This is a genomic window from Alphaproteobacteria bacterium 33-17 (genome assembly GCA_001897445.1).
In the GTDB taxonomy this organism is placed as follows: Bacteria; Pseudomonadota; Alphaproteobacteria; order Rickettsiales; family 33-17; genus 33-17.
Genome location: MKSX01000014.1, coordinates 57801 through 84130, shown reverse-complemented (window position 1 = coordinate 84130; position 26330 = coordinate 57801). Strand labels below are relative to the sequence as shown.

The window sequence follows — 26330 nt, the reverse complement described above, 5'->3', positions numbered from 1 at the left end:
AAACTTAACAGGCAATACAATGGCAAATATTAACAATCCAGACATACATCTTGATCAGTTGTTATTAAGGAATCTTATCTCAACAAAGAACTTACTTAAAATCCAAAGAAGATTTGAGGGATTATGCGATATTACCAGCAATTACATTGCGGATAATGATTTACTGTCTTCAGAGGCTGGATTTGCAGAAATTATAGAACTTCATAAACCAAAAAGAAATGATGCAACATCTCAAAAATATTATGTTACTGATTTTGATGATAGTAAACTTCAAATACTTGAAACATATGCTAAATCACATATATTGAAAATCACTAATATTTTTGAGAAAATTGCTTATAGTTTAACAGGCTATATTCGCTTTGGCGTATTAAATATATTTGATAAAATAAAAATAGCATTTTCAGGATCTGAAATAATCGATACTACAGCATCAATTCTTGAGAAAAAATTTAAACCAGGAAAATATATAAAATTTTCAATAAGCCGAAATTTAGCTAAACTTTTACCTTATCATGGTCACTCTATGCTTTTATATTGTAAGCCAGCTGCAAATGGAGAAAAAAGATTTACATTCTATGATCCTGACAGAGGCATTTTAAAAGATTTAAGCAGTAGAGACCTTGCCCAGAATATGCACAACATATATGCTGGCTATTCAAGTTACTATTCCAGAAGCAGCTTTATAAACAAACTAAACGGTACAAGCTTTTGTTTAATTGATCAGGAAAAATTTCTGAAAAGCTTTTCTAATGTTGATTATGAACTAAGTTATTTAAGGCTTGCTATTTCATTGACAGTTTCATGCTTAATTGTAGCAACTTCTCTCTATTGTGGTATGGGTGCATTACTATCATTACTTGCGGCAGGGACAATTAACCCAATAGGAAACGTTTATAATAATTTTTTCGGAGATAAAAAAATTACTCCAAATCATAATCCTCCAAAAAACATAATACATAATGTTCATAACCAAATTTGGAATGTCTTGCCAATGCCTTTCACACCAAAATGGGCTTGGAAAGTTGATGAATCTCATTTCCAAAACGCTAAAAAAAGCAAATAAGTTGAATTGCACTTTTAAAAATCAATCTTAAGCAAAAAACATTTTGCGGTTTTTAAATAAAATATTAATATAAGCCTAAATTAATTAAAATTTGGGCTTATTTATGAAAGTAAAGTTAAAGGATTTTGTTGAAAAAGAAGGTTATAAGGAGTTAAAAAAGGAATTTTCACCTCTTTCAGGAAAATTTGCTGAGGAGTATAAAGACGGTCTCGAACAACTTAACGAGGCTCTTAACCTAGCAGCATTTTATGGTAACTTAGAGGCTGTTAAGTTACTTTTAGAACACGGAGCAGATCCTTCATCCGCTATATACTCTGCTACAAAAGCAAATAACCCTGACTGCGTCAAATATCTTTTAGATAAAGGCGCAAACCCAAATGCTTTAGATGATAAATCTAATAATTCTTCATATACTATTTTACATCATGCTATAATATGGAGTTATCAACAATGTGCAGCTTACATTATTGCAGCAGGTGCAAACCTTGAAACTTTAAATAAAGATAATTTAACACCATTATCATTTGCAATAAAACATAACAATTTTGACATTGCTTGTATTTTAATACTATTTGGTGCTAACATACAACAAACAGAAAATTTACCTAAAATTTTTGATAAGCTAATAAACTCTCATGATCCTGTAAAAGCTGCTAGACACCATATTATTAATCTTGCGATTCATAGCAATAATGTACATACAAGAAATACTATGTCTTATATTATTGGACACTACGTTAAACTGCATAAAAGCCCAAAATTCATTAAAGCCATTGAAGCTGAAAACTATGAAGTTATTTTAGATCTGATTGAAGATGCTAGTCAGGAAATAAAAAATAAAGCATTGAAAAAAGCTTTGCATCAAAACAAGCCAATGCTTGAGAATATTTTGATTTGTTATGGCGCTGTAGATCCTCGTAATCAGTCTGATGCAAAACCTATAAATATCGCTAAAAGAGAAATTATTGAAGAAGCTTTATACAATAAACAAGGTCTTCAAAAAGAGATGAAACTTGTTATTAAAAAAATGAAGGAAAAGTCAGATCTTATGGAGTCAGCACTAAAATCTGTTAATTTGCAAAAAGAGTGGCGCGATATATCAGTTTATAGTGCTGGTAGCAAAACCGCAGAGGCTGCATTACTACTCTAAAGCTTGCAGCCTTTAACAGTTTAATATATTTAGTTTCTAACGGTTTTTAAGAACTCTTCCGCACCATCTTTAAGAGTAATGATTTTATCATTAATCTCCTGAGATATCTGGGTTAGCATTGAAATTGAACCTGATGTTTCCTCGGCTCCATTTTTCACATGGCTTATGTTTGTAGTAATATCGTTAGTACTCATAGCTGTTTTTTGTACGTTTGATGAAATCTCGTTTGTAGCTGCCGACTGCTCTTCAACAGATGTTGCAATTGACGAAGATATTTCATTAATTTCATTGACTACTTTAGCAACTGAAGCAATAGAGTCCACCACCTTTTTTGTAGAATCCTGAACGCCTTTAATTTGAAGAGCGATCTCTTCCGAAGCTTTTGTAGTTTGGTTTGCAAGTGCCTTCACTTCATTTGCAACAACCGCAAATCCCTTACCTGCCTCACCTGCCCTAGCGGACTCAATGGTTGCATTAAGAGCAAGTAAGTTAATTTGCTCGGCAATTGCCATAATAATATCAATAACCTCACCAATTCTTTCAGCTTTTTCAGAAAGCTCTGCTATTGTCTCATTCGTAGATTTAGCTTCTTGTACTGCCCTGCCAGAAATTTGGTTAGAATGATTTAATCTTTCGCTAATTTCACGAACAGATGCAGATAATTCTTCTGTTGCAGAAGCTACACTATTCATATTTTGCGATGCTTTTGTAGAAGATTCTGTAACAGTAATAGATTTTTTAGTAGTCTGAGCAGCAATTTCTGACACTGTTGTAGCATTATGCTTAAGGTTTTCAATAGCATTGTATAAATCCTGAACTACACCACTGACGCTGCTTTCAAATTTATTTGCCAAGTTTTCGATTTTAGTAACTACGACAATTGTTACCATTAAACTTAAAATTGTTCCAGTACTATCAAAAAGCGGAGAAATTTGAATATCAAACATTTCTTCTAAATATTTAGCTCTTATTTTAAATGGCAGTTTAGTATGATCACGGAAATTAGTATTGCTATCTATTTTAGAACCTAAAAAGTCATAAATAGTACTACCCACAAGTTTATCAGCTGGCACTTTAAGAGCTGACTCAACTTTTTTTAGTATATCAGCGGTAAATTTATTGATATATGTAATATTGAGTTTTTCACTAGCATCAACAAGCATTACCCCAACAGGTAAGTCTAAAAGCACAGCAGTAAGCTTTTGAATTTGTTTAAGATTATTTCTTAATTTCACAGATGATCTAGCAAGCTCACCTGTTTCATCTGGAACTTCAAGACCATCAATCTCAATATTAGCATTACCATCTGATAACTGACCAATATTATAAACAGATTTTCTAAGACCTTTAATAATATTTGAGAATAAATAATAATAAATTGGAACCATTACAAGTAAAGTTGTAAGAAGCACTACAATTTGAGTATACTTTGTTTTTTCAATTGCAGCTTCTACATTATCATCTAATGCTCCTAAAGCATTTTTAACCTCAGAATCGAAGTCACTTAGCATAGCTTTAAGTTTTTCAATAATATCTTCTACACGATCACTAGCCTTATAAACTATATGAATTTCACGTTGCTTTAAAGCTGGTATTATCTCATCTCTTACATTTTTAATGTATTCCTGAAAATGAATATAAAGTTGCTTAATTTTCTGTTTTTCTTTCTCATCGCTTTGACTATTTAAAATTTCATTAAATAAACCTCTGATGGCGTCAGCTTGCTTAAGGGCATGCATCATTGTATTGGTTGAATCATCAAATTCATTTTTAGATGCTTTTACTAAAGCCGATTCGTATGTCATAGACATATTTGAAAGCGCAATATTAATATCTTTTAAATTTACAACGTCATGGAATCCGTTAATAAGCTTACCTGTTTCATGACTTATTTTATTTTGTAATATATAGGAATATACGTTTGCCGCCGTATAAACAACTAATGAAAATACACCTGCAATGACTAGTTTACGCGCTAAATTCATAATAACTAAATCCGTTAATATATTGTTGTATGTATTTTAAATTATTAAATATATTAACCAATACGTCAAATAAAACTTTACTAATTTATAGTTAATTTAGCCATAATCGACTTTATTTCAAACAACGCAGGCTCTGGCAACAACTCCTCTAAAGCCGACAGTTGATTGTCAAGAAGCGCCCTTCTAATATTGGTTGCGCTGATCTTATTATAATTTTCTACTTCTACCAAGTCCCATTCAGGGAAAATATTTAGATAATAAGAACTTTCGTCTTTAAAGTAGCCAACAATCGCTATTTTAGGCATTTCATCTGAATTTAGCTTAATATTGGATGTTATAGTATAGACAACTGATAAAGCTATTTCTCGCCATTCTTCATCTGTTTTAGTATCTGCAATAGGTTCTATGAAAAGTTTTTGATAAGGCTTAAGCTTAACGCATTCTCTTATCATTGCCTCTCTTTCATTAAAATTCATAGGATTTTTGATAGTTCTTGATTCCTGAGCTGACCCACATAACATAACCAAATTATTTGAAAGCCTGAAAGCATGCTCAATTAAATGTATATGTCCGTAATGAAGGGGCTGAAATCTACCGAAAAAAACGACTAAATCATATTTTTTGTTCATTATACTTCCTATAAATGGTGAAGCTATGCTAATAATGATAAAGCTAAATTAAACATATAAATAGAGAATTTACTAATTTTTTAACCAAATACATGACTTATGCGTAATACTGCGACATAAATACAACAAAACTAGGTGGCACAATGCTTAAAATTACAAGCTGGAATATAAATTCAATTAAACAAAGAACTCAAAACCTTATAGACTTTATTAACCTACATGAACCTGATATATTGTTACTTCAAGAGACAAAATGTGAGGATCATAACTTTCCGCATCCTGAGCTTGATCATCTCGGCTATCAAATAGTTACTAAAGGTCAGAAGTCTTATAATGGGGTAGCCATTTTATCAAAACATAAAATTGATGAAGTAATTTATGAATTTGAAGATAACCCAGATCCATTGCAAGCCAGATATATTGAAGCTGTGATCAATTATCATTCTAAGGTTATAAGATGCGCAAGTATTTATGTTCCGAATGGAGGTGAAGTAGGAAGCGACAAATTTGCTTATAAACTTGCATTTTTAGACAGCTATTATAATTATCTAGCTCAAATCAGACAATGGGATGAAGATTTTATATTAGGGGGAGATTTTAATGTTGCTCCAACTGATATAGATGTACATAATCCGAAAATATTAAGTAACACCACATGTTTTACTAAAGTCGAAAAAAACAAGTATTTTAGTCTTCTTTCTCATAATTTGGCTGATAATTACCGATCTATAAATCCTTATGGAGAAGAATTTACATGGTGGGACTACAGAGCTGGAGCGTGGCAAAATAACAACGGCATGAGGATTGATCATATACTTACATCTTGTGGGTTGACTAATTGTCTTAAACAAGTAATTATTCACAAAGACGAGCGCTCTAAGGAAAAACCCTCGGATCATGCGCCGATAACATCATTTTTTAGTATAAAATAAGGAATCATATGACAGAAGTATTAGACACATACACCGTATCAGCAGAACAATTAAAACAATACGTAGCAAGAATTCAGCGCTTAGAAGAAGAAAAAAGTAATATTGCCGAAGACTTAAAAGAATTATATGCAGAAGCAAAAGGCAATGGCTACGATATTAAAACTCTTAAAAAAATTATTCAAATGCTGAAGAAAGACCGTCATAAAATCGAAGAAGAAAAAATGTTACTTGAAACATATATGGATGCTTTGGGGCTATAATCTAAAGTAAAGGGTTAGGAGTTTTAAAATATGTTAAGTTCGACTGATAACACAACCACAATGAGAGACAGCGCAAGACAATTTAACAACAGTAATGAATTAATTGAATCATGGGCAAAGCTTTTTGGATTAGAGTTTTCATATTTTACCAACAATAAACTCCTACCTGTGTGGAAATTTAGACCAGAGGAAATCGCAAGAAAAGTTGAATCTTTAGGCGCAAGCTTAATTAACAGAGATGTTCAATTTGAAATAAAATTTAACCAGAATATTGCATTTGCATTTTTTAAATCTAAATTACATCAATACAATATTACTTCATTAAATAACGCCACTATATTTGTTGATTACAATAGCATGCTTTCAAATATATCAAATGTTTTAGGCATAGGTAGATTATTCAATTTTAAAAACTTTACAAATTCAAGTGTATTCAACGAGCAGCAAAGGCAAAGCTACATGCAAATGCATAGCGAAATTGCTATAAACCATTATGCTTTTAATGTTATTGCACTATATTTGGCAACCCATAAGCCAACTATGACACTTAATGAAATTTACGGCAAAGTAGACAGTTATGGTGATAATTTACTTACTTTTTTAGCAAGAAATTTCCCATTAGCATTTTCCTATTCTCTTTCATTACTAGATAAACATAAAAGCTATCAGTTTATAGACGGCTCAAGTTTTACTGCACAAGAAGACTTTGCTGAATGGCAGAACACACCACTTCTTGAATGCGCAGAAAGGCTAGAAAACGAAGGGGATAACGAAGCTATATTTCTTGAACTTTTAAGATTCAAACCTTCATTGCAAACAATTATAGTAAGGGGTTCAACGCAGGAAAAAAGTTTGAATACAATCCAGCTTCTATTTGAAAATAAAAAGCTTTTCAACTATTTTACATATGAGAGGTTACAAAATAATCCTTATATATTAAGTGCAATAGCCAATGAAGTTTTAGGATCAACGAATCCTAAATATCTGGAGTTTTTACTATCATCTGCGTGCATGGATGATAATATAAATTGTCTATCAATGTTAGTACTTAACGAATGTATAGGTTTATTTTGCTATATTCATTCTGCTCAAAATATTCTTGAAGGTGTAAAAAACATATTGCGTAATGGAAGTGGGTGTCTGTTTAATACAAATATAGAACCTACCTCTAAGAGCTTAATAACGTTAGGGAATATTTTTACATTCAATGACGAATTGATTAAAGCTGTACAAAAAAGTGAGTTACAAAATATCAAGCTTTACCTTACCCATAAGGCATGCCCAAGTATTTTTATAAATTCTGGTTCATATTCCGAGCCAATATATACTACGCCATTAATTGAGCTACTTAAAAAACCTGATTACATGAATATTAGCGTTCTACAAGATCTGCTTAATAACAACAAATGCCTTTTGTTTAAAGCACCAAACGGTGACAATATATTACATATACTTATAAAACATTTTGAGGGTGATGATAAATTTCAGATACCCTTTAAAGCATTAATTACTCTAAAAGCAGCTCAAATAATTTCATTATTAAATATGAAAAATAGCAATGGTGAAACCCCTCTTCATTTACTTGCTAGTTATAATTATTCTTTTAAAATTTTTGCAGAAATATTGCATCCTGATATCAAATCTAAAGTTAAATTTAAATCAACCAATGATCAGGGATTAACACCCTTTATGATTTTGGCGCAACAGGAACAGCCCGATTCAACTATTTTATATGAATTATTTACCTTATCTAAGCCTACATTGCTTGATAATCAAAACAATACAGTTCTGCATTTAGCTGCTTATGCAAATAATGCCAAAACCTTTATAGAACTGGCTACATATTTTAAAAATTTAAATATGTTAGATGAAATGCTTGATAAGTTAAATATTCACAACCAAACAGCATTTGATATAGCGCAATATTCTAAAAACTATAAAATTATCGATTTTTTAAACAATAAAAATCTACAAAATTTATATCAGGTCTCTTATAGAGATTTATCATTTGGACAAAGTGCTGATCAATCAGCTACGTTACCCCTGACAAAATCAACGTATAATATTGACTTTTAATACGTTTTTTATGGTTTATATACTTAAATAAACCAGGAATTTATTTAAGTATATAAATGCATTAGATATTAAAACTCATAAACTTTTTCTACTTTACCTAACTTTCTTAAAAACGTTACAAGCGAATCTCCTGTGGCTACAGAGTACTCATTTTTCTTTTTCTCTTCATTAGGGTGGTCAGAAAAAACTATATGTGCTTTAAACATAGCCCCAACCTTTTCTGAAGCGCGAATTTTAACTCGCTGCGGAATATAACCCATGCTTTTAAGCATTTGCTGCGCCTCATACCTATTAGTAACATTGGCATTAAGAGCCATTACAGTAGTCTCTAAAACCCATTGATTACTATTTTGATATTGAGTAGCATATGGATACGCAATCATACTATAATGAGGATTATGTAATTTTAAAGCTTCCTTTGTTGTTAAAATTTGCTTAAGTCTTACTTGCAAATCAGCTGTTGGAGCAATAACTACTGTATTCATATTATGCAGGCTGTCTAAATAAAAATTCATCAGTCCCTGAGAGTAGATACTGGAATCTCCAGTATCACACTCGTTTAATAAATGAATAACGTCATAACTATCACCGTTTCTAACGACAAAAGCTGAATGAGTGTATTTAACACCATGTTTCATGGCATTGATACCAACTCTTGCAATAAAAAATACATCGTCTTCCTGATTTTGATCCAGAAAAGCCTTAAGCTTAATTGCCGTATTAGAAGCTTCTTGCATTATATTACTATTCGCTACAAACTCTGCATTACAGGTACTTCCTGCATTAGCAGTATTTGCAAGCAAAATGGCAAGGGAAGCCGAAAGTACATTTTTCATGACAAACCTCTTAAGTAAGACTTATTTTAATTTATCAGATTTTAAAATGCTTCTGCCATTTTCATTAGGAATGAATGCAACTGCTTCATCACCAATCTCAAGGATATCACCACCATCTGTAGAAATTACACGAGCGTTCTTCCCCGATGATTTAAGTAAGTATTCCATTTTATGGCTTGCAACTCTAAGACTCACTTTTGCAGAATCTGCCGCACTCACTAAAACAATATTAGCATGCTCACCTGCACGCTCAATTGAATCTACTGTCCATCTGGCACCAGAACGTAATTTTTCAACACTACCTTCAACGATATCTTCTGCTGTTAAACCTTTCATTTTTGCAGCAGCATCAACTGATTTTTCTTTTATATCATGACCAACTTCCATTGTTTTATCTTTGGCTTTATGACCCATTTCTGATGCTTTATCGCCCCACTCTTCTAACTTTTCTTTGGTTGCATCTTTAACTTCAATAGCCTTTTCTTTGGTAGCATGACCTGCTTCTACAGCTTTTTCTTTAACGTCATGACCAACTTCTATTGTTTTGTCTTTAGCTTTATGACCCATTTCTGATGCTTTATCGCCCCACTCTTCTAACTTTTCTTTAGTAGCATCCTTAACTTCAATAGCTTTCTCTTTAGTAGCATGACCAGCTTCTTTTGCTTTTTCTTTAGTTTTATGACCTAATTCTACAGCTTTATCTTCTGTTTTTTCGATAATACCTTTTTCGTCTTTTTTATCTTTTGAAAACCAGCTTGCCTGTGTTAATGCTGAATAACTAATTGTTGAAATAAGCAATGCAATTGTAGTTGTAGTAAGTTTCATAATAATACCTTTAATAAAATTATCTTAAAGACTTCCTACGAAAGCTTATTGCAATAGATTTATATCATGACTCTGTGAGTCTATCCTAAATGGAGGGCAATTTTAGTATTTTTTAAGCCATTTTAACTGTTTTATCAAAGTAGCTAAAAAAATTCTAGGAATAATCTCCCATTTATTCTTGCTATAATCTATTTATCAAAGCAGATTCCGCAAGATCTTCTAAGTTGATATTAATACTATAAAAATGTTTGGCAATAGAAAATTTTAGAAAATCTTTTTGCAGTTAGCTAGGCAACCAAAATATTTACTTATAATTTACACTTATTTAACACAAGATTATTTTACCAAGTGAACCAATAAACCTGGAATAATTTCGCCTTTTTCTTTACGAAGATTAGTATGTATAATACTATCAATTTTAAAACCAAAATTATTTGCTAAAAGTCTAATATATTGCTCAGAATGACTATACCTGGCACTTTCTTTAATAAGCTTAAAATTACTTTCATTGTCTAGTCTTTCAATTGAAAATATAAAAGAACCTGAATCTTTTAGTACATTGTGTGTTGATTTAAAAATATCCTCTAAATCACCAATATACACAAATACATCTGCTGCTATAACACAGTTAAATTGTTTTTTATTGGTTTTGAAAAAATCTTCAATTGAGCTAAGCCTTAATTTTGAATATATTTTACGACTTTTAGCTATCTCAAGCATTCTTTCTGATAAATCAATACCATAAAACTGAATTGGCAATTGATTGTTAGCGATTTTATTGACAATCTTTTCTGCTACCATTCCTGTGCCACAACCTAAATCCAGTACCTTTATTTCTAAAAGATTTTTGGGAAAATTTAAGGTATTGAAAATATCAGCTATACTATCAGGTGTTTTGTATTCCAGAACATCTGTTAAGTGCTTATCAAATGTTGCTGAGTAAGAATCGAAAAGTCTTTCAATATATTCTTTTGGGGCGATATCAACCTGCTCACCTTTTAAAAGCTTCATAAAATAATCGGCAACAGTATTATTTACATCTATTTTTGCTGCATTCCCAAAGAAATTTTCAGCCTCTTTATATTTTTGCATATTAAAATATAAAGAACCAAGACTATTTAAAGCTCTTACATTGTAAGTATCATATTCAATGGCTTTTTTATAAGCTATTTCAGCATGAGCATATTGCTTCATTTCCTGAAGATATATTCCTAAATTGCACCAGTATTTAGAGTTCTGCAAATCTTCCTTTATGGCCTTCTCAATAAGCATTTGTGCTGCAACCAGCTCATTTCTTTGAAACTTAATGACAGATAAAATATAAAGCATTTCATGGTCAAAAGGATTAAAGCTAAGTAGTTCCATTACTAAATTCTCAGCAGCTTGATAGTCACCTTTTTCCATATAAATATGGATATTTGATTTAGTATTATCTACTAACTGGTTTACGCTATTTGCATTTTGCAACATATATCACTTACAAGACCGTAAATTCGGCTGTCCTCATTCCAATTATAACTATCTATTAATTTCATTATTAAAACATCGTCTGCTAAATGATCCATAAACTTAGAGATAGACTGCACTACTGTAATAGTGTCTTCTTCCAAATCAGATGAGTTTTCAAGATAAACATTTAAAAGCATTTTATTCAGGCAATACTTAACGAGTAAAATTTGAGTTTTTTGTAAAATTGCCTTACCAGTACCAGAAAACGGATATAAAAAGCTTTTCATTTCAGCTAGAATCCATCTGGACATAATATGGTTAATAAACTCTGATTTATATGGGTTTTTCACAGTTTCCATTTGTGAATAAATTTCGTAAACGTCTGCCTTTTCATCATTTACAATAATATCTGTAGATTCCCAGTCAATTTTACAACCAAATTTTTTCTCAAAAGATTCCATTACTTTTGCAAGCCTATGGTTTACTTTTTTCCGACATGACTTAACCGTAATAACAAATGTCTGAACCAAATAAAAAATATCATTTTTATCATTTTTACGCTCTGGCAATAAATTTAAAGCCACTTTATCAATATGCTCAAGAGATGAATACCACTTGTTTTTTGGAAGATGAGACAAAGATCTTGCCATCATAAGCATCTTTAATAAGCTTTTACTAACTTCCAAATTTGTGATCTGGGATATAAAATAATCATGAATTTTTCTTATATATTCAATTGTTATAGATTCTCTTGAATAATCCTTAAGTACATAAGGAATTCTTTTATAAGCCGTAACAACTTTAGGAAACGGGTCATCCATAAAAAGTATCAGCCTTGCTGTCTCAGGACATGAGAAACCTGCTGAGGCAAAATATTCATCGCCCATTTTATACATTATACGCGGAAAAAAATAGCATGCATCAGCTAGCAATGAAGGGCCATAGTTTTTATGAATTTTACAAAGACCATTAGTAAGCATCATGCAGTTATCTTCTTCATCTCGTTTTAAAACATAGTTAAGCTCAGTTGAAGCTATAGCAACTTCAAGCTCTTTATGAGAGTTTTCATAAATAGTTTTAGTAATTCTATCAAGCTGCATATCCCAGCCTTTACAGCAGGTATCTGGGCATTTATCCCCAAGGCACTTAAACTTGTCTAAAAAGGCATCCTGAATAATGCTGTATTCTTCTACATCCCTAACTGCCATTTTTTACTCTAATTTAGTTCATTTTGAATGCTATAATTGTCATATTTAAATACATATTGATATGCTATCATGTTAGCGGTATCAATAATTATTGGCGCTCTGACATTTACTGTAAGCTTAGACTTTTCGTTAGCTAAACCTTTATGAATTGAAGCTATTAGCACTACAACCGCATTATCATCTCTTATTTGCAAATCTGAGAAACACTCATCTAAATGTTCTTTTTTATATGTTTCGGCTACATTCGTTACTGGTAATACTAAAAATGCAACATTTAAATTATCTACAGCTTGAAGTACTTTAAATAAAGGTAGTTTGTTTTCAGGATAATCAGCCAGGCAGTATTTATGTATTCCTTCTATCCCTAAAATCCCCTCAGGAAAATTGAGTGCTTTTTCTTTGTTGATATGAATTTTGCCAAATCTTGTCATAATAATCTCCGATGTTGCAATTTCCTCATTAAGAATTTTTTCTAAAGCCATTTTTTCCTCCTATCTTAAGTAATCTGTTAGGTTAAGTTTAGATACCATTGAAAAACTTTGGAATGCACCCATTAAAACCGCCATATCATTTGATAGTTTAATAGATGCCTCTTCAATTTTAGTAGCAGTAAGATCTGATAAAGTTGTTGTAAAATAAGTTTGAACTGTTTCCTGAATATCCATAGTTTGTGTAACCTGAGTCATCGCGTTACCAACATTGTTTCTAATATTAATTACCGCAGAAATTGCTTCAGACATCATATCAAAAGCTTCTTCAACCTGCTCTTCTGTTTCAGCTGCCATTACAATATGAATAGCTGCAATTGCTTTTTGAAATCCAAGATCATCTGCTTTAATACCATAAGATACAACAAGTGAATCACTTGCCCTTACCGTTCTGGTTACAGCATCACCTAAATAATAGTTTGCCGTAACCTCATTATGAAGATAGTTTGTGTTATTTACAATATCACCTACAGCTTCCTGATCTATCCTTGCACCTGAAAACAAAAACTGTCCTTCATACCGTGTATTTAAATTGTCTCTTATGATACCTAAAAGCGATTTACCTACTTCTCTGACCGTAATTTTCATTTCATCCTGATTACCCACGGCACTTCTTCTTTTAACCATTACTGCCCTGTAATCCATAAGATTATCGATAATTGAACTCATAGCAATATCGGTAGCTCTGAGCCTGCCAGTTACGATGTTATTGTTGGTTATATAAGAATCAAGATCGTTTATTTTACTTTCAAGGTTAATTACCCCTTCTACTCTTCCTGTTTCTGTAAGATCCAAATATGTGTCTACGGCTCTGCCGCTTGAAATTTGTTTTTGCAGAGTCGCAACACTTTTTTTAGTGTCATTAATATCTTTTATTAGTGATTTTTGTAATGCTAAATTACTAATGGAATCTACCATAACTTAACCCCCTATGATCTCATTGAATCTAACAAGACATCAAATAAACGTTTCGTAGTACTAAATATCGTAGCTGAAGCAACATAAGTATTTTGATATGCCACCGTTCTTGCCATTTCTTCATCTATATTTACACCACTTCCTTCTCTAAGTTTTTGATCAAATGCATCGGTTAAAACCTGTTGTTTTTCATAAGTTTCCCTGGCATCTTTAGCCGCAACCGCAGCAAAGCTTATTATCGCACCAGCATAACCTGCAAGTGTTGTCGATAAAATTGGTAAAGATCCCGCTGCTTCAAAAGTATAAGTCGCAATACTTGCCCCAATAATATCAAGCGCTACCTGCGATGAACCAGTACTAATTTCATAACTATTAGGATTTACAGTATAATTAATACCCTTATCTGTACCGCCAATAAGATTGCCATTATTTGTCGCAAGGAACGCACCGCTATTTATACTAACCTGCGCACCACCTATTAAACTGTGAGAGAAAGTAAAATAGTTACCACTTGTTCCTGGTGATCTGTGAGTTATTGTAAGTGTATCAAAGCCGTTATCGGCGTAGGTTGATTTATCGACCGTACCACTTGTAAATGCGTTTGCGCCACTAAGTGCAGCAGTTATATTACCCATTGTAGCAGCAAGTGAAGCTCCAAGCTGTATGTGGTTGGGCAAGGTTGCAGCAGCAACAAAAGTAAATGTCTGACCATTCATTGTTAGGGTTGAGCCTGCTAGCGGATTTGCATTAAATACAAGATTTGATATGGATGTTTCATCACCGACAATTTTACTTGTCACGTAACTTGCTGATCTCGCTAGTCTTCCTATACTAAATAAGTTAGGGTTGGTTGAAATTCTTTCTTCGACTTCAAATCTTGCAGCGACGCTTTTATTTGTACCGTCATCCACAAACAGATTATTCAAGCCAAAAAAGTGAGAGAAACGTCTGTTAGTTGCAGGAACTTTTAAACCGTTACTGTATGTAAACCCAAACTCCTGACTATCAAGCTCTGCAATTGATATACCTGTTGTTGGCCTTAGACCTTTAATTCTTAAAAAGCCCGGGCTACCTGTTGGAACCGCTAAACCATCTTCATCAACAATTTCTGCAAGCGCATAGTTAACTGTACTCGATGGAGGATTTAATGTTATTTCACTACCAGCAACAGATGTTGCCACGTATCTGTCATTCATTATATTAGGTCCACCTGTTGGTGTGTCATCAATTGTAAAGTTTGCTATACCTGTGGATACATTTCCGTCAATATCAGTTACTTTGAAAGTTGCTGTAAGTGTATAAGGACCACCAGCACCAGCACCAAAATTGGCAGATATTCCGTTAGTTCTTATTCTATCGCCATTCTCAACGGTCATACTCATTGGCAATGTCGTTGTAACAGCACCAGGAACTAAAGTAGCTGTATTGTCATAGACATCTATTGTAGTAACTTCAAAGATAGATGAAACAGTTGAATTATTTACAACTTCAAAGTCAAAATCGAATATACCATTTGCCACCATGTTTGTAGTGCGGGAAGCAATTCTAATATCCTCTAAGTTTCCTAAGCTTACAGTAGATAATAACGGATCATAATAAAAATACTGATTAATTTCATCTACTATCGTTTGCATCTGCAGGCTTCCTGAACCTATACCAGAATCAAGTTTGGTCAGGTCAAGTGTAAGCGCATTAAGTGCTGAACCGTCAGATCTGGTTAAAGGTCTTCCATTATTATCAGTAAGACCAATTCTTGCCTGACCAAAAAATTGCCTATATTCATTACTTGTTATAGATGTAGTACCAGTTAATTTATTTGCTGGGGGCATACCACTGCCATCATTATGAATGGCATTAATCTTATCCCTAAGCATTATCGCAAAATTATCAAGCTGATCGATCATTTTTGGAAAATCAACGTCTCTTAGTCTTAAGAGACCCGCAATTTTACCATCTTTAATTTTACTGACCACTTCACCCTGTTTGCCACCCTTTACCAGAGTCATAGCAGCATTGTTACTACCCTCAGGTGCATCCATTGGAACCACGTTAATATCATTTAAAGCAAGATTTTCAAGGAAAACACTTACCTCAGATACCTGGGTATAATCAATTCTGTATTGCAATGTATCAAATAATGGAACACCACCAGAAGCACTAATAAAGTTTTGACCATTCTCATTTGTATAAACCTTAATATCTATTAAATCAGCGATGTTATTAAGCGTTGCATCTCTTTGATCTAATAAACTTGTAATGTCAGCCGCAGATCCTGAAATAATTGAAATTGACTGCTGTATCGAAGCAAGCTGCGTAATATTTTGGTTAACAAAATCTATACTTTCCGCTAGGTCTCTGTCAGCATCATAACGAAGCTTTTGCAGACCATATGCAACATCTGATATTTTTTGCGCTAAAGCCTCAGCTTTTTGTACAACTTGAAGTCTGATTTCTGGAGTAGTTGTTGATATCTTAACAGTATTAAAAAATTCGTCGATTGCTTCACTTATTGTCCCAGGAAGTCCAGGTCTACCAAGCAAAATTTGCACTTGTTCATTATAATTATCAACCGCAGCCTTACTACCTGACGATGAATAATTAACGCGTAGTTCTGCCTGAATAAATTCATCTAATTTTCTGACTATAGGTCCTAATTCAACACCAACACCAATGTTATCAACTATATTGGATTTAAAATTTAGTTGTTTAACGCTGTAATCTTCGTTATTTGCATTGGCAACGTTAACCGACACAGTATCAAATGCCTTCTTATGCACCTTCATACTGGTTAGAGCTGCGTTCTCTGCTAAACCTAAACCCATAATCTCCTCCTAATAAAACATTAAACCGAGTGATTTAATGTAATTGCCAGACCACTATTATCATTAGATGCAAGAATTGTACCAATCTTTTCATTTCCTACTCTATTGTATCTTACATTCTGCTGAAGTACCTTGACTTCTCTGGCTACCAGCTTAACGATATATTCATTAACAGCTATAGCCTTCTCAAGCTTTTTATGATTTTCAGTAATTACAGCATCAAATTCTTTATATAGTTTACGTAATTTTTTCTTTTTATCTTCTGGCTGCTCACTAAACCATATTGTATTGATTTTTAAATATGACTCAAAAATCTGAAACCATTTACCAAGCTTAATTTTCTCAGGCTGTAGCTTCTCAACTTCTTCAAGCTGCATCAAATCTAGAAATGTATTTTCACATCTTACCAAATCATTTAATTTTCCAAGAAGCAATATAACCTTGTCTATATTATTCAGGTTTTCAATTCCCGACTGCTCTTCTTCATTACCAGTATTTATAGCTGCATTATTAATCACGCTTTACCTCCTGTAATTTAACTAATTCGGCATGAATCATTTCTGTAAGCCCAAAATTACCTGGCTCTGCCAATAATTTTGAATATTCATCAACCATCATGTCATGATAAACCTTTCCGCCATATCCCGTGGAAAAAAGCTCGTTTGTTTCATCTTGCTTTAGTGCTATATCGAGCATTTGCTTAATCATAACCTGAGCAAAATCTTCCGCTGTATCTTGCAACTTATCATTAACTTTGGATAATTTTCTATCATCCATTTTTATGTTCACAATTTGATTTACACCATCTATCATATGTTACCTCAGCTCGATTGAAGCTTGCAGAGCGCCTGCAGACTTGATTGTATTTAAAATTGTAATTAAATCTCTAGGACCTGTTCCAAGCGCATTAAGCGCATCAACAAGCTCGCCAATAGTAGTACCTTTTGGCAATACAATCATTTGATTGCCCTTTTCCTCTTTTGGCTTAAACGCACTATTATCTTTTTTATTGAGCAACTCTTCATCTTGTTGATAATCATGAAGATAAACATCTTTCTGACTTCTAATAACGACTGACAAATTACCTTGCGCAATAGCCACAGGGCTAATTGTAACATTATCCCCCATAACAACAGTACCAGACGCCTCATCTATTATAATTTTAGCGGCCTGATCTGTTTCTACAACCAACTGCTCTATATCTGATAGAAACTGCATTAGGTTTGGCTTATATTTAATTGGCACAAATAACTCTACTGTTCCCGGATCAGATGCCCTTGCGATATCCTGACGCATTGCAACATTAATAGTACCGGCTATTTGGTTAGCCGTAGTAATATCGGGGTTTTGTAACGCCAGTTTAATTCTATCTAAACTATCCATTTTAAATGGTATTTCTTTCTCAATAATAGCGCCATTAACTATTGTTGCATTTGTTACAACAACTCTTGCGAATTTAGTACCATCCGCATTTGTACCTTGAATTCCGCCAATTGAAATCTGCCCCTGTGCAACCGCATACACCTGACCGTCAGCACCTAAAAGCGGCGTTGCAAGTAAGGTACCGTCCTGTAGGCTTTTTGCATCACCCAAAGTACTCACCTGAACGTCAATTTTACTACCCTGTCTTGCAAATGGCGGAAGCGTTGCGCTTACTGTAACAGCTGCTATATTTTTGGTCTTCAGGTTGGCGCCCCTTGTGTTTACCCCTAATCTTTCTAGAAAGTCCACTAAACCCTTTTGAGTAAACGCCGAGTTATTTAAATTATCGCCCGTACCATTCAAACCAACTACTAAACCATAACCTACAAGAATGTTTTCTCTAATACCTTCAAAACTTACTATATCTTTAATTCTCGCCTCTCCTGCTTTTGCAAGATTGCTAAATAAAAGAACTAAAATAAATAGTGTTTTTCTCATAAATCCCTCTCCTTAAACCTTCATGCAACTTTTATGCCAAGTTAAATAAAAATGAAGATTTTCATATAATTCATATACTTACTTACAAAACTAAACTTTTAATCGAATAAGGCAATAAATTTCAGTTTGGTAACAACTATAAATTTTGTTATAATTAAATTAATATATTAACAATTATGTAACCAATCGGTTGTCAAGGTTAAGAAAATGAGTAAAGACTCTCAACATCAACAGGAGCTAAAAAGACTATTTTTGGATAGTCCTGCTATCCTAAATGCGGCTAAGTTGCTCATTAAGAAGAAAGATTTTATAGATACAATCTTAGGCACTATAACCACAGAAAATATAAACTTTAAGCTTTCAAACGAAGAAAAACAGGCATTTCGCGAAAAATTAGCCAACATTATAGAAGATTCCAAAATATATTTGAATGAAGACTATGTTATTCAAGACGTAATTGATAGTCGCCTTGAAGATATAGCCGAAGGCAAAATAGACTCAATGCTTAAAAAAATTGATACTGAAATAGATAATTTATATAAAAGCAAGAAATCAGTTTCATCTTTGATTGAAGAAGGCTTTATAACATTAAAAAATCCAAATGGGAATACCATAGCTGAAAAATACGAGCTTACTAAAAAAGGGCGCGATAAATATGAAGGATCAAGAAGCAGAGCTGGTTATTTTGTATCATTTTTATACAAAACACCAGATAGCGGCGCAATTGAATCATTAATAAATAACAGAACTCAGGAATTACGTGGCGAAGTTTTTAGCGCTAAAGAAATTCTAAATGAGTTACCTGCAACTAATTTATATAAAACCCTTGGAAACCGTGAGAAATTACAAGACTTAGATATATCTGGCTACCCAATTCTTGATAGAATGCTAGATGCAGCTAAAAAAGATGTAATCAAAAGAGATATATCAGACATTAACAGAGCAGTAACAAATGCATCTAAAAAACCAAATGTCGAACTTGACAAGCAAGCCCAGCTAAGATTTGCATTTAACAGTATGCAAATTAAAAATGTTCCTAATCAGATTTTATCCAGAGAACTTGGCATGCAAATAATACGCAGCTGGAGTAAAGATTTACAAAAAGCACTAAATGACCCAGAACTCAGACAACATTTATATATATCAACAAAAGTTAATGGCAGTCAAAGACTGGTAGCCAATCCAGAAACTATAGAATTTTTAACAAAAAAAATGCCATTTGCAAAGTCACTTCTTAAGAATTACCTTAATGACAATGCAGGAAGTTTTCAGCACCCTAATCTACCTATTACATTAAGCGATTCATTTCAACGTCAATTTGCAGAACTGGGAATCAACAGATTTGACGCGCACAAAGATGCTTATGCAATGTTTCATAATAACGAAAAAGCTGCCTCTTTTGTTGGGTCTTTATGCCAAACAATAGCGCAAAACCAATTTCAGGAAGTTAAAATAGATGGCGTAATGCAAACAGTAAGTACTGGCATTGCAGTCGCATTTAAATCATTATCATCTATCTCAGCCGCAAAAGCTACGATTAATAATGTTAAAAATATATATGATGCTTATAAAAAAGACTACTTAGGCGGTCTTTTCCTGCTTATGATTGATAACCCTGTATCATTTGAAATTTTATCTGAAATGGGTGAACCTGCAAAAACATTAATTTCTTTAAACAAAGAGCCTTTAAAACGTGCTGCTGTCACAGGAATTACCAAATATTACGAAACTGAAATTGCAGAGATAAATAATCTTAACCCAATTTTTAAAGAAGAACTAACTAAAAACATATCAAAAGTAATCGATGAAGCTTTTAGCGATAATCTTCAGAAAAAAACAAACCCGCTTCCTCTGCTTAAAGCTATAAATCATCTTTTAACTTCCCTAGAAAAAAACGAAACAAAATCTATAGGTGATAGTTTTAGCGAGTTTATAAGTTTTGCATACAATAACCCTGAATTAAAAGAGATTGTTGCAAAAAATCCAGAACTTATTGAACAGATGATTCAAATAGAATGTGTTAAAAGAAATTTAGGCAGTTCTAATGTCTCAAAATACATTAATGAAAATGGAAAATCATCACTTAACCCTGAATATTTTAAAAGAAATAGTGGTGTAGCTAAGCTTATAGCTGACGCAGGCTTGGGGATAATAAGTAATATTAATGACAAGAAAGAACTAATAGATGTTGTAGAAAAAGCAATGTCAGGTAATTCTGAGAAGTTTCAGGAGTCACTTGTTAATTTATTTGAAACCTTTAGTAAAGCTGGCGGACAGAAAGTTATTGCAGACAACAAGGATTTCATAAAAGATTTAATTACAAAGGTTATAGAAGATCAGCAAAAAACCGAAGGCTTTGCTAAAACAGCAATTGATGCACAAAAAATTTCCGAGCGCATATATAATATTATGTACTCAATGTTCTCAAATGTAAAAGATGGCAAACTTCCTGGAACAAGACAAAAGCTAATTAAAAATGTCGCTAAGCTTTTTAAAGTTTCGGCAAATCCTAGAATAGCCGAATCTAATACTGCCAATATTGAAACCTCTTTATTTGATGATAAAGTATTTTGGCAAAAAGTTGACTCTCTAAGACCACAAGAAACAAAAGCAGAACAACCAGTAGAAAAAGTTCTAGAAGCGCGAACATTTGAGAAAAAAGAAGTAAAACTTGATGTAGTAGTTACAAATGCAGATAAACCAAAACCTATAGCAAATGTAGAAACTCTGGGTCTAAAATTAAAAATAAAGCAAAAAACGCTTGATAATCATTTAGCAGTTATTGCAGCCTCTGGAATAGAATTAGCTGCATCAGATAAAAATATTACAAAACAAATAGTAGAGGCAGCAGCTGAAATCTTTAAAAAGCAATTTAGTAATGAAATTTCCTTATTTAAAGTATCGGATGAGAATGTTGAGCAAAACATTAGTAAAATTATTAAAAATGCTGTAACCAGTAAAGTTGCAAGTGAAGAAAATATTAAACAAATTTTAGAGCAGGTAAATAAAGTTCCTGGAATACTTCGCTCAAATAAAACTAAGGAATTTGCAAGCTCTGTATCTAATCTTGTAACCTTGATTAACTCAAATGATAATAATGCTGTTCTACTTCAATCATCTGATTTCATTGGTCAGGTTGTTGGTTTCCAACTTTCTAACATGAACCTGTTTAGTATACCCAAAGATGATCCTCAGCATACTGCTATTTATTCGACATTTGGGAAAGTTATCGCAGACTGCGCAACCAGATTTGTACTGACTCCGACAGTTGCTAAGCAAATTGATAGCTCCTTACAAAATATTTTATCAGGCGACAACGAAAGATTAGCAGATGGTATTTTCAACTTATTTGAAACTTTAAGACACAATGGCGCAGCAGATATCGCAAATAATGCTGAATATAATAATTTATTTAAGTTTTTGGTTACTAAACAAATTAAATCAATGCAAACTAACGATCCAAATAAAATTATTACCTATGTAGATGCGGAAGTAACAGCAGAGCGTATGATATCAATTGCACAGAAATTTTTATCTAATGATAATGCAAGTGCAGAAGTTTATAAAGTAAATGCTATCAAACTTCTTAGCAAAATGTTTAAAGTTAAAACAACACCAGAAATTAATGAAGATATTTTATCAGGTTCAAATTTACCTAACATGTTTAATACAAACGCTGAAAACCTTACAAATGAGCAAGCAGCACCAAGCAACAGCTTATTCAGCATACCTATATTTGGCGACCTTGAGATTCATGTGCCAGCAGATTCCAGAAAAGAATTAGCTGAAGTTGGAGAACAAGTTGCAAGAATGGTCATAAACTCTAAATCTCTAACTGATGAAGTTAAGTCATTTTCAAATTCACTCAAAAAAATGATAGCTAAAAGACATGAATTTGTGAATAACCAGGGTTATTACTATAAAAGCGCAGCTGAGATGGATTTACCGATTAAAATGCTGACAATAATATCACCTCAACAAGCTGAAAAACATTTAGTGCCGTTTTTGGAAGATATAGTAACTAAGCTTCATACAACAGCAACAGGTGAACTCAAACAAGACGTAGAAGACTTAATCAGCCTGTTCACAAAAGATAACATAGCACATGAACTCAACCAAGCAACCATTTCTAAACTTACAAAAGTTGCAATCGCACTTATTGAAAATACAAACAACTCACCAGAGCAAAATAGAATTCTTGAAAACATATCATTTATTACTACAAGAATGGTTCTTACAGATCCTAGAATATCTTACAAAGTTAAAGGATATAACTTATCTGAAGAAAACCCACAAACTGCGTTTATTAAGCCATTAATACTACCTATTCTTAAATCAATAAACTCTATATCAGAAAAATATAAGTTTAATGTAAACGAACCAGACTGGTATTTAAAGCTTACTGAAAACTTCTTAAAAGAGTTATCTCAAAATCATGAAACTGATAAAGATACAAAAACTAAAAAACTTAATCCAACACAAGAATTAATCAGACTTTGTGTAAATAATAAAAACGCCAGAAGCATAGTGTCAGGCTTTATGTCTGATATTAATTACTTAAATCAAAGAGGAATTAACTCTTATGATGTATTTAAAATACTCGATAATCCTTCTAATGCAGGAAAAATATTAGGCGTTTATCAAAGTATTTACGATAAATACAGCAAATCAATTGAAGTAAGCGACATTGACAAAGCAAAAGCTTTAAGCGCAGTATTACATATTTCAAGAACCCAGCATTTTTCTAGAATAGTCGCAAAAATGATTATGAATTTTATAGCAAAAATTATAGATTTCTTTGCTAAAATATTTACACCAAAAATCGCGTTTTCAATCATGATGAATAAAAAACTCGAAGATCTTAATAAAGATATACCAGAGGGTGCTAAAACAAAATTAGAAGGAGCTGACGTTTTCAAAAAGTACGCAAGAAAACTTATGAAAACCTCACCTCACAGAATCAGTACAATACAAAGGCTCAAAAACTGTGATTTTTCAGATCTGTCGATAAGCCAGCCTATGCAAAATATGAAGCTAGATGGTATTAATTTTGATCGAGCTACAATTGCTACAAATGTTTTCAATAATGTTTTAATTGGTGAAAAATCAACCTTTAAAGGTACTAAATACAGATTACAATCAGATGAATATAAAGATTTAAAAAATAAACTCCAGGCTGAATACCCTACTCTATCAGCTAAAGATATCAAAGTTTTAGCATCTCATACTTCCAAAACTGAAATTGCAAAGCAGTTTGAGGAGAAAATCCTAAACGGATCTATGAGGTTTACAAGTGTAAAAGCAGCCAATAACTTTGTAGAGTCACTTAAAATTCAGAATATCATCTTAAGTCCTGATGTTTTAAAAGTTCTTAATACTTCTAAGCTAAACAAAAAAGGAATAGAAGTAGTAGGAATAACAGGTGCAGAAATTAGAAGCCGCGGCTCATTTGTTTCAAGAACCATAAATAACTCAGGTAACGATAAAGGTAACTCTGGAATTGGTGGTTTATAACTCTAATAGCGTCCTTCTGGAAGAACATATATTACTGAAAGCAATTTCAAGGTTATCCATAATTTCATCTGAATATTTATTAATTATAATAAAACATTTTCTTAGATTTTCATCTGTATAAAAAACCGAATTTACAAAACTTGATGATCTTAACTCTGTTCCTCTCCAATCATTACTAATTGTTTGTTTCTTTTCATTTACATAACTTTTATTATAACCAAAATATCTATCGTAGTTATAGTAAATAATATCTGCATTATAATTTGCTATAAAATATTTGATCATTAGATAAGCTTCATGCTGCGGATGATCTGACTTAAGTATTTTTTTAATATTGTATTCATCAGTTAATTCTTCCAGATCTGAAGTGATATATGCTCCATATGCAATTAGCAGGGAAGATAAATACAAATTATTTGCTCTTATTGCAATATTAAGCGGACTTTGATTATGAATATCCAGAATCTGAAAGGAAGATCCACTATTGATTAGTATGTTTACAGTACTAATATCACCATTTTCACAAGCGTAATGAATTGGCAATCTACGAAAATTATCAGAAATAACAGCATCCGCACCGTTACTTATTAACTTTAAAATTATTGGGGCTTGAGATTGATTACAAGCAAGATGCAAAGGAGTTTGCCCCAGGTTATTTCTGGTGTTTAAATATGCACCACTTGTTATTAATTCACTAACTATATCAATATTTGAATTTAATACAGCAATATGAAGCAAAGTATTTCCTTCTTCATTTGTGATATTTGCACTACATTTTCTTTTCAATAATAATTTTACTATATCATTGTGGTTATATAAAACCGCTTGATATAGAGGAGACAATGTGCTGTCGGTATCAATATAAGCTTTGCGCTCTAAGAGCATTTCTACGTTAGCCAAATTACCTATGGAAGCTGCATATGCTATCGGAGACAACATATTCCTAGATATGTCAATATAAGCACCACTTTCGATCAAAAATTCTAATATTTTTCTATTATTTGTTTTGGAGGCAACATGCAGTGGCATTAATCCCAGGTTATCAACTTCATTTACACATGCTCTGCCAATATTCACCAATACTCTTACCACGTCTAAGTTTCCGCTTTCTATAGCGTCAAATAATGGTGTTCTTTCAAATATATCCTTACAATTTACATTATTATCATATTCAAGTATCAAACTAACTACATGGGCATTACCAGACTTAGCAGCTACATGTAAAAGAGACTTATTGTCTTCGAAAAACATTTCATGAGCATTTGGTAATAAAGTCTGCAAGGTTTCAATGTCTGAATTTAACACAGCTGTTTTAAAAAGATTTTTATAATAATTACTGTGCAGATTATGCCATTTATTACGCGAATAATCTTTAATTAAATCATTAATGTTATTAAATACTGTAAGAAACAAAGGTTTGTTAGTTGCCTTAGACTGACATTCCCAATCCAACAAAATTGTTGTTTCTTCAAAGCACTCAGCAAGAATTTCCAGCATTTTGTTGTTAAAAACCTCAATATGAGGTAAAGCATACTCAATACTACCATATATTATATCTTCTGACCCTAACATCTCTTTTAGCTTAAGACGTTTTGAATCTGAAAGAGGCTCAAATTGCGCCCCACGCACAATTAACAAAGCAGCGTTTGCAGTTTGCCTACCCTGAATTGCGTATTCCAGAGGAGTTTTACCTTCATTATCAATTAAATTTGGATTAGCTCCATACGCAAGACACAAAGCAATATCAAGCTCATGACCAGATACTTCTGCAAGAAATCCTAATAAACTACTTCCTTCCACCAATACATTTGGGTTAGCTTTATGTTGTAATAAAAGTTGCGCATGTTCAAATTTTGATCCATTTAACAATACAGTTAGGGGAGTAAAGCCAGATTTATCTTCAAGATTAGGATTAAACCCATTTTCCAGTAAATACTTTACTATATCACCACTTTTATCCATACCCGCAAAAAATAAAAGATTATGACCGTCTTTATCAGTGAAATTTAAATCTGCGCCGTTTCGATGCAAAAACCTGATCATATCAAGACTATTTACAGACATGGCATAATGTAGCGGTCTATAATTAGTTATAGGATCCTCACCATTGATATCAACGCCATGTTCTAATAACATTAAAATACTTTGATAATCTGATAAATGAATTGCATTTTGAAGATCTTTCATGAGATAGCCTTTTCAATAATTTTTCCATATTAACTAATTCTGCAAAGAATTTTTTATTTAGTCTA

19 protein-coding genes are annotated in these 26330 nt (G+C 32.6%); 6 read left to right on the top strand and 13 right to left on the bottom strand.

Going from position 1 to position 26330, the window contains the following annotated elements; translation table 11 throughout:
- Window positions 1-19: 19 nt before the first annotated feature.
- Both BGO27_06760 and BGO27_06755 read left to right on the top strand, forming a co-directional pair.
- On the top strand, window positions 20-1066 hold the full coding sequence (locus BGO27_06760; GenBank protein ID OJV15122.1) for a hypothetical protein: 1047 nt from the start codon (window positions 20-22) through the stop codon (window positions 1064-1066).
- A 103-nt stretch (window positions 1067-1169) separates the two neighbouring features.
- Window positions 1170-2216, top strand: a complete 1047-nt coding sequence (locus BGO27_06755; protein OJV15121.1) for a hypothetical protein — start codon at window positions 1170-1172, stop codon at window positions 2214-2216.
- Between the two features lie 29 nt (window positions 2217-2245).
- On the opposite strand, the gene BGO27_06750 is transcribed toward BGO27_06755, so the two are convergent.
- Both BGO27_06750 and BGO27_06745 read right to left on the bottom strand, forming a co-directional pair.
- Window positions 2246-4201 (bottom strand): hypothetical protein, encoded by a 1956-nt coding sequence (locus BGO27_06750; protein ID OJV15120.1) that lies wholly within the window; start codon window positions 4199-4201, stop codon window positions 2246-2248.
- Between the two features lie 80 nt (window positions 4202-4281).
- A complete protein-coding gene (locus BGO27_06745) occupies window positions 4282-4830 on the bottom strand; it encodes a hypothetical protein (protein ID OJV15119.1) in 549 nt (182 codons plus the stop codon).
- Between the two features lie 143 nt (window positions 4831-4973).
- Here BGO27_06745 and BGO27_06740 point away from each other — a divergent pair, with 143 nt between their 5' ends.
- The 3 genes from BGO27_06740 to BGO27_06730 are packed head-to-tail and all read left to right on the top strand — an operon-like array spanning window position 4974 to window position 8098.
- Window positions 4974-5762 (top strand): exodeoxyribonuclease III, encoded by a 789-nt coding sequence (locus BGO27_06740; protein OJV15118.1) that lies wholly within the window; start codon window positions 4974-4976, stop codon window positions 5760-5762.
- 8 nt (window positions 5763-5770) lie between these two features.
- The gene (locus tag BGO27_06735) at window positions 5771-6022 is read left to right on the top strand and encodes a DUF2312 domain-containing protein (GenBank protein ID OJV15117.1); all 252 of its coding nucleotides are present in this window, start codon (window positions 5771-5773) and stop codon (window positions 6020-6022) included.
- 30 nt (window positions 6023-6052) lie between these two features.
- Entirely contained in the window at window positions 6053-8098 is a 2046-nt protein-coding gene (locus BGO27_06730) for a hypothetical protein (protein ID OJV15116.1), read from the top strand.
- Window positions 8099-8166: 68 nt separating this feature from the next.
- Here the strand turns inward: BGO27_06730 and BGO27_06725 are convergent, their stop codons facing one another.
- The 10 genes from BGO27_06725 to flgI all read right to left on the bottom strand — a co-directional run bounded on the left by BGO27_06725 (window position 8167) and on the right by flgI (window position 18564).
- Window positions 8167-8934 (bottom strand): hypothetical protein, encoded by a 768-nt coding sequence (locus BGO27_06725; protein ID OJV15115.1) that lies wholly within the window; start codon window positions 8932-8934, stop codon window positions 8167-8169.
- 21 nt (window positions 8935-8955) lie between these two features.
- A complete protein-coding gene (locus tag BGO27_06720) occupies window positions 8956-9759 on the bottom strand; it encodes a hypothetical protein (GenBank protein OJV15114.1) in 804 nt (267 codons plus the stop codon).
- 336 nt (window positions 9760-10095) lie between these two features.
- Window positions 10096-11229: a hypothetical protein gene (locus tag BGO27_06715; GenBank protein OJV15113.1), complete on the bottom strand. Its 1134-nt coding sequence runs from the start codon at window positions 11227-11229 to the stop codon at window positions 10096-10098.
- Window positions 11205-12416, bottom strand: a complete 1212-nt coding sequence (locus tag BGO27_06710; GenBank protein ID OJV15112.1) for a hypothetical protein — start codon at window positions 12414-12416, stop codon at window positions 11205-11207. The genes BGO27_06715 and BGO27_06710 overlap by 25 nt, the downstream gene beginning before the upstream one ends.
- 8 nt (window positions 12417-12424) lie before the next feature.
- The gene (locus tag BGO27_06705; GenBank protein ID OJV15111.1) at window positions 12425-12898 is read right to left on the bottom strand and encodes a hypothetical protein; all 474 of its coding nucleotides are present in this window, start codon (window positions 12896-12898) and stop codon (window positions 12425-12427) included.
- Window positions 12899-12907: 9 nt separating this feature from the next.
- Window positions 12908-13822: a hypothetical protein gene (locus BGO27_06700; protein OJV15110.1), complete on the bottom strand. Its 915-nt coding sequence runs from the start codon at window positions 13820-13822 to the stop codon at window positions 12908-12910.
- A gap of 11 nt (window positions 13823-13833) precedes the next feature.
- On the bottom strand, window positions 13834-16644 hold the full coding sequence (locus BGO27_06695; protein OJV15109.1) for a flagellar hook-associated protein FlgK: 2811 nt from the start codon (window positions 16642-16644) through the stop codon (window positions 13834-13836).
- Window positions 16645-16664: 20 nt separating this feature from the next.
- Window positions 16665-17162, bottom strand: a complete 498-nt coding sequence (locus tag BGO27_06690; protein OJV15108.1) for a hypothetical protein — start codon at window positions 17160-17162, stop codon at window positions 16665-16667.
- The gene (locus BGO27_06685; GenBank protein ID OJV15107.1) at window positions 17155-17457 is read right to left on the bottom strand and encodes a hypothetical protein; all 303 of its coding nucleotides are present in this window, start codon (window positions 17455-17457) and stop codon (window positions 17155-17157) included. Before BGO27_06685 ends, BGO27_06690 begins: the two co-directional genes overlap by 8 nt.
- Window positions 17458-17460: 3 nt before the next feature.
- Window positions 17461-18564, bottom strand: coding sequence for a flagellar biosynthesis protein FlgA (gene flgI / locus BGO27_06680; GenBank protein ID OJV15106.1), 1104 nt, complete (start codon window positions 18562-18564; stop codon window positions 17461-17463).
- A gap of 207 nt (window positions 18565-18771) precedes the next feature.
- On the opposite strand from flgI, the gene BGO27_06675 reads away from it, so the two are divergent.
- Window positions 18772-24078: a hypothetical protein gene (locus BGO27_06675; GenBank protein ID OJV15105.1), complete on the top strand. Its 5307-nt coding sequence runs from the start codon at window positions 18772-18774 to the stop codon at window positions 24076-24078.
- On the opposite strand, the gene BGO27_06670 is transcribed toward BGO27_06675, so the two are convergent.
- Window positions 24073-26265, bottom strand: a complete 2193-nt coding sequence (locus BGO27_06670) for a hypothetical protein (GenBank protein ID OJV15104.1) — start codon at window positions 26263-26265, stop codon at window positions 24073-24075. The two genes, BGO27_06675 and BGO27_06670, sit on opposite strands and share 6 nt — an antisense overlap.
- Window positions 26266-26330: the final 65 nt, after the last annotated feature.